At 62.0% G+C, this 4,166-nt stretch carries 4 protein-coding genes; 2 read left to right on the forward strand and 2 right to left on the reverse strand.

What is annotated here, in order from left to right; all coding sequences use genetic code 11:
• Nucleotides 1-521: HNH endonuclease signature motif containing protein (locus AHiyo1_RS27080; protein WP_253257411.1), on the forward strand; the 521-nt coding region annotated here is incomplete at its 5' end.
• 118 nt (nt 522-639) lie between these two features.
• A complete protein-coding gene (locus AHiyo1_RS16995) occupies nt 640-1,308 on the forward strand; it encodes a DNA alkylation repair protein (RefSeq protein WP_059389328.1) in 669 nt (222 codons plus the stop codon).
• A 97-nt stretch (nt 1,309-1,405) separates the two neighbouring features.
• Here AHiyo1_RS16995 and nrdF read toward each other — a convergent pair whose 3' ends face one another.
• Nucleotides 1,406-2,380, reverse strand: a complete 975-nt coding sequence (gene nrdF, locus AHiyo1_RS17000) for a class 1b ribonucleoside-diphosphate reductase subunit beta (RefSeq protein WP_059389329.1) — start codon at nt 2,378-2,380, stop codon at nt 1,406-1,408.
• A gap of 118 nt (nt 2,381-2,498) precedes the next feature.
• Nucleotides 2,499-4,166, reverse strand: a 1,668-nt coding sequence (nrdE, locus tag AHiyo1_RS17005) for a class 1b ribonucleoside-diphosphate reductase subunit alpha (RefSeq protein ID WP_059389330.1), incomplete at its 5' end; no start/stop codon positions are given.

Below are 4,166 nucleotides of genomic sequence, written 5' to 3' on the forward strand. Positions count from 1 at the left end.
ACCGCCTCACCACAGCCCAGCGCCAATGGCTCCGGCTCCGCGACGGCAAGTGCCCCTTCCCAGGCTGCAACAACCACTCCCTGGACAACGAAGCAGACCACCTCCTGGCCTGGGCCCAGGGAGGCACCACCGGCATCTCCAACCTCGGCCAGCCCTGCCCCAAACACCACCGCCTCAAACACACCACCGCATGGACCCCCACCCCGGCCAGCAAAGACAATCCCCCCGGGTGGACCTCACCCTCACACCGGCACTACCCCAGCGAACACCAGGACTGGGAACCACCCCACTGGCCACACCACCTCCCGACCGGCCAGGAACCGGACACCCTCCCTGACCTGGACCCGCCCGCATTTCAGGAACCGGAACTGCCCGCGGATCCGTTCCCGGACTGGAACTCCTTCACGGCCGCGCACCCATGGCCCGACGCGGACTCGGAAGCCGACGATCTCTACGACCCGGACTGGCCTGTGCCCCTCGACGACCCCTTCCCGGAATCCGCCGCGCACCAAAGCGCCTGACCACGTGGAAGTCCGGAGAGGGGACACCGGCCGGCAGCCTCTGCACGCCCTCGTGACGGCGCGGCGAGGCTGCGCGTCCTAGTAAGCTCAAGCCACAAATGATGAACAGGAGGCTGAGGTGGCAGAGACGTCCGTGCACGAGATAGTTGCCGAGCTGGCCGCGCTCGAGGACCCGAAAGCACGCGCGGTGAACGAGAAACACGGTGACGATCACGGTGTGAACCTCGGCAAACTGCGCGCGCTCGCGAAGCGGTTGAAGACGCAGCAGGAACTCGCGCACCAGCTCTGGGCGACCGAAGACACGGCAGCCAGACTGCTCGCGATCCTTATCTGCCGTCCGAAGGCGTTCGAGCGCGATGAGCTGGACGTCATGTTGCGTGCTGCACGTGTACCCAAAGTGCACGACTGGCTCGTCAACTACGTGGTGAAGAAGAATCCGCACTGCGAAGAGCTCCGCCTTGCCTGGTTCACCGATCCCGATCCAGTGGTCGCGAGTGCCGGCTGGGCTCTGACCACTGAACGCGTTTCAAAGAATCCCGAGGGCCTGGACCTCGCAGGACTGCTCGACGTCATCGAGGCCGAAATGAAAGACGCCCCGGACCGCCTGCAATGGGCCATGAACCACTGCCTGGCCCAGATCGGAATCGAACACGCCGATTACCGCGCCCGCGCCATCGACATCGGTGAGCGCCTGGAGGTGCTCAAGGATTACCCGACTCCCCCGAACTGCACCTCTCCGTTCGCGCCCATCTGGATCACTGAAATGGTGCGCCGACTAGATAAGTAGGTATTGGGGAAGGAAATAACGAAGCTGCCCCCGCACGGATTTCCGTGCGGGGGCAGCTTCGTTGACGGCTAAGACGACCGACGCCGAGGAAAAGGAACTAGAACTCCCAGTCCTCATCCTCAGTGTTAACAGCCTTACCAATGACGTAAGACGACCCGGACCCCGAGAAGAAGTCGTGGTTCTCGTCAGCGTTAGGTGACAGGGCCGACAGGATGGCCGGGTTTACGTCGGTGACGGACGCCGGGAACATCGCCTCGTAGCCGAGGTTCATGAGGGCCTTGTTGGCGTTGTAGTGCAGGAACTTCTTGACGTCCTCAGCCAGGCCGACGCCGTCGTACAGGTCGTGCGTGTACTGGACTTCGTTTTCGTACAGCTCGAAGAGCAGTTCGAAGGTGTAGTCCTTGATTTCCTGGCGCTTCTCCTCGGAGACCTTTTCGAGGCCCTTCTGGAACTTGTAGCCGATGTAGTAGCCGTGCACGGCTTCGTCGCGGATGATCAAGCGGATGAGGTCTGCCGTGTTCGTCAGCTTGGCCCGGGAAGACCAGTACATCGGAAGGTAGAACCCGGAGTAGAACAGGAACGATTCCAGCAGCGTCGAAGCGACCTTGCGCTTCAGGGGATCGTCGCCCTGGTAGTAGTCCATGACGATCTGCGCCTTCTTCTGCAGGTTCTCGTTCTCGAGGGACCAGCGGAAGGCGTCGTCGATCTCCTTGGTGGAGCATAGGGTCGAGAAGATCGAGGAATACGACTTCGCGTGCACCGACTCCATGAAGGCAATGTTGGTGTACACGGCCTCTTCGTGCGGGGTGATCGCGTCCGGGATCAAGGAAACCGCGCCAACCGTGCCCTGGATGGTGTCCAGCAGGGTCAGGCCCGTGAAGACGCGCATGGTGAGCTGCTGCTCGTCCGGCGTCAGGGTGTGCCAGGACTGGACGTCGTTGGACAGCGGCACCTTCTCCGGCAGCCAGAAGTTGTTGACCAGGCGGTTCCAGACCTCCACGTCCTTGTCATCCTGGATGCGGTTCCAGTTGATCGCTTCGACGTGGCTAAGCAGCTTGACCTTCTCGGTCATTTCGTCCCCTTAACGTATGTGTTCTTTAAGGTAAGCGTACGACGCCGGGCGCTCACCCGGCGTCGTGCTCTTCAGTTTTGAGGCGCGGCGGCTGCCGCAAATAAACAACCGTTATCGGTTACAGCATGCAGGAAACGCAGCCCTCAACTTCGGTCCCTTCGAGCGCGAGCTGGCGGAGGCGGATGTAGTAGAGCGTCTTGATGCCCTTGCGCCATGCGTAGATCTGCGCCTTGTTGATGTCACGCGTGGTGGCGGTGTCCTTGAAGAACAGCGTCAGGGACAGGCCCTGGTCCACGTGCTGCGTCGCCGCGGCGTAGGTGTCGATGATCTTCTCGTAACCGATCTCGTACGCGTCCTGGTAGTACTCCAGGTTGTCGTTCGTCAGGTAGGGGGCCGGGTAGTAGACGCGGCCGATCTTGCCTTCCTTGCGGATCTCGATCTTCGACGCGACGGGGTGGATCGAGGACGTCGAGTTGTTGATGTAGCTGATGGAGCCTGTGGGCGGGACGGCCTGCAGGTTCTGGTTGTAGATGCCGTGCTCCATGACGGAAGCCTTCAGCTCGCGCCAGTCGTCCTGCGTGGGAATGTGGATGCCGGCGAAAAGCTCGCGGACGCGCCCGGTCTCCGGGGCCCATTCCTGCTCGGTGTACTTGTCGAAGAACGTGCCACTGGCGTACGTCGAGTTCTCGAAGCCGCCGAAGGGCTGGCCGGTCTCGATGGCCAGCTTGTTCGAGGCACGGAGAGCGTGGAACAGCACCGTGTAGAAATAGATGTTGGTGAAGTCCAGGCCCTCTTCGGAACCGTAGTGGACGTGCTCACGGGCAAGGTAGCCGTGCAGGTTCATCTGGCCGAGGCCGATGGCGTGGCTCTGGGCGTTGCCCTGCGCGATGGACGGCACCGAGTTGATGTAGGACATGTCCGACACCGCACTGAGGGCCCGGATGGACGTCTCGATCGAAAGGCCGAAGTCCGGGGAATCCATGGTCTTGGCGATGTTCATCGAACCAAGGTTGCAGGAGATGTCCTTGCCGACCGTCTCGTAGCTGAGGTCCTCGGCGTAGATGGACGGCGTGGACACCTGCAGGATCTCCGAGCACAGGTTGCTCATGGTGATCTTGCCCGCGATCGGGTTGGCCCGGTTCACGGTGTCCTCGAACATGATGTACGGGTAGCCGGACTCGAACTGGATCTCCGCGAGGGTCTGGAAGAACTCGCGGGCGCTGATCTTGGTCTTCTTGATCCGGGAGTCGTCCACCATCTCGTAGTACTTCTCGGTGACCGAGATGTCGGAGAACGGGACGCCGTAGACGCGTTCGACGTCGTACGGGGAGAAGAGGTACATGTCCTCGTTCTTCTTGGCCAGCTCGAACGTGATGTCCGGGACGACGACGCCGAGGGACAGCGTCTTGATGCGGATCTTCTCGTCGGCGTTTTCACGCTTGGTGTCCAGGAATCGGTAGATGTCCGGGTGGTGGGCGTGCAGGTACACGGCACCCGCACCCTGGCGGGCACCGAGCTGGTTGGCGTAGGAGAAGCTGTCTTCGAGGAGCTTCATGACCGGGATGACGCCGGAGGACTGGTTTTCGATCTGCTTGATGGGGGCGCCGTGCTCGCGGATGTTGGTCAGCGAGAGGGCCACGCCACCGCCGCGCTTGGACAACTGCAGCGCCGAGTTGATGCCGCGGGCGATCGACTCCATGTTGTCTTCGATGCGCAACAGGAAGCAGGAGACCAGCTCGCCGCGCTGGGCCTTGCCGGCGTTGAGGAACGTGGGCGTGGCGGGTTG

The organism is Arthrobacter sp. Hiyo1 (genome assembly GCF_001263615.2).
Classification (GTDB): Bacteria; Actinomycetota; Actinomycetes; order Actinomycetales; family Micrococcaceae; genus Arthrobacter.

What these genes read in the sequence shown, in the direction of transcription:
- nrdF (WP_059389329.1), bottom strand. Translation starts at nt 2,380, where the DNA reads ATGACCGAGAAGGTCAAGCTGCTTAGCCACGTCGAAGCGATCAACTGG.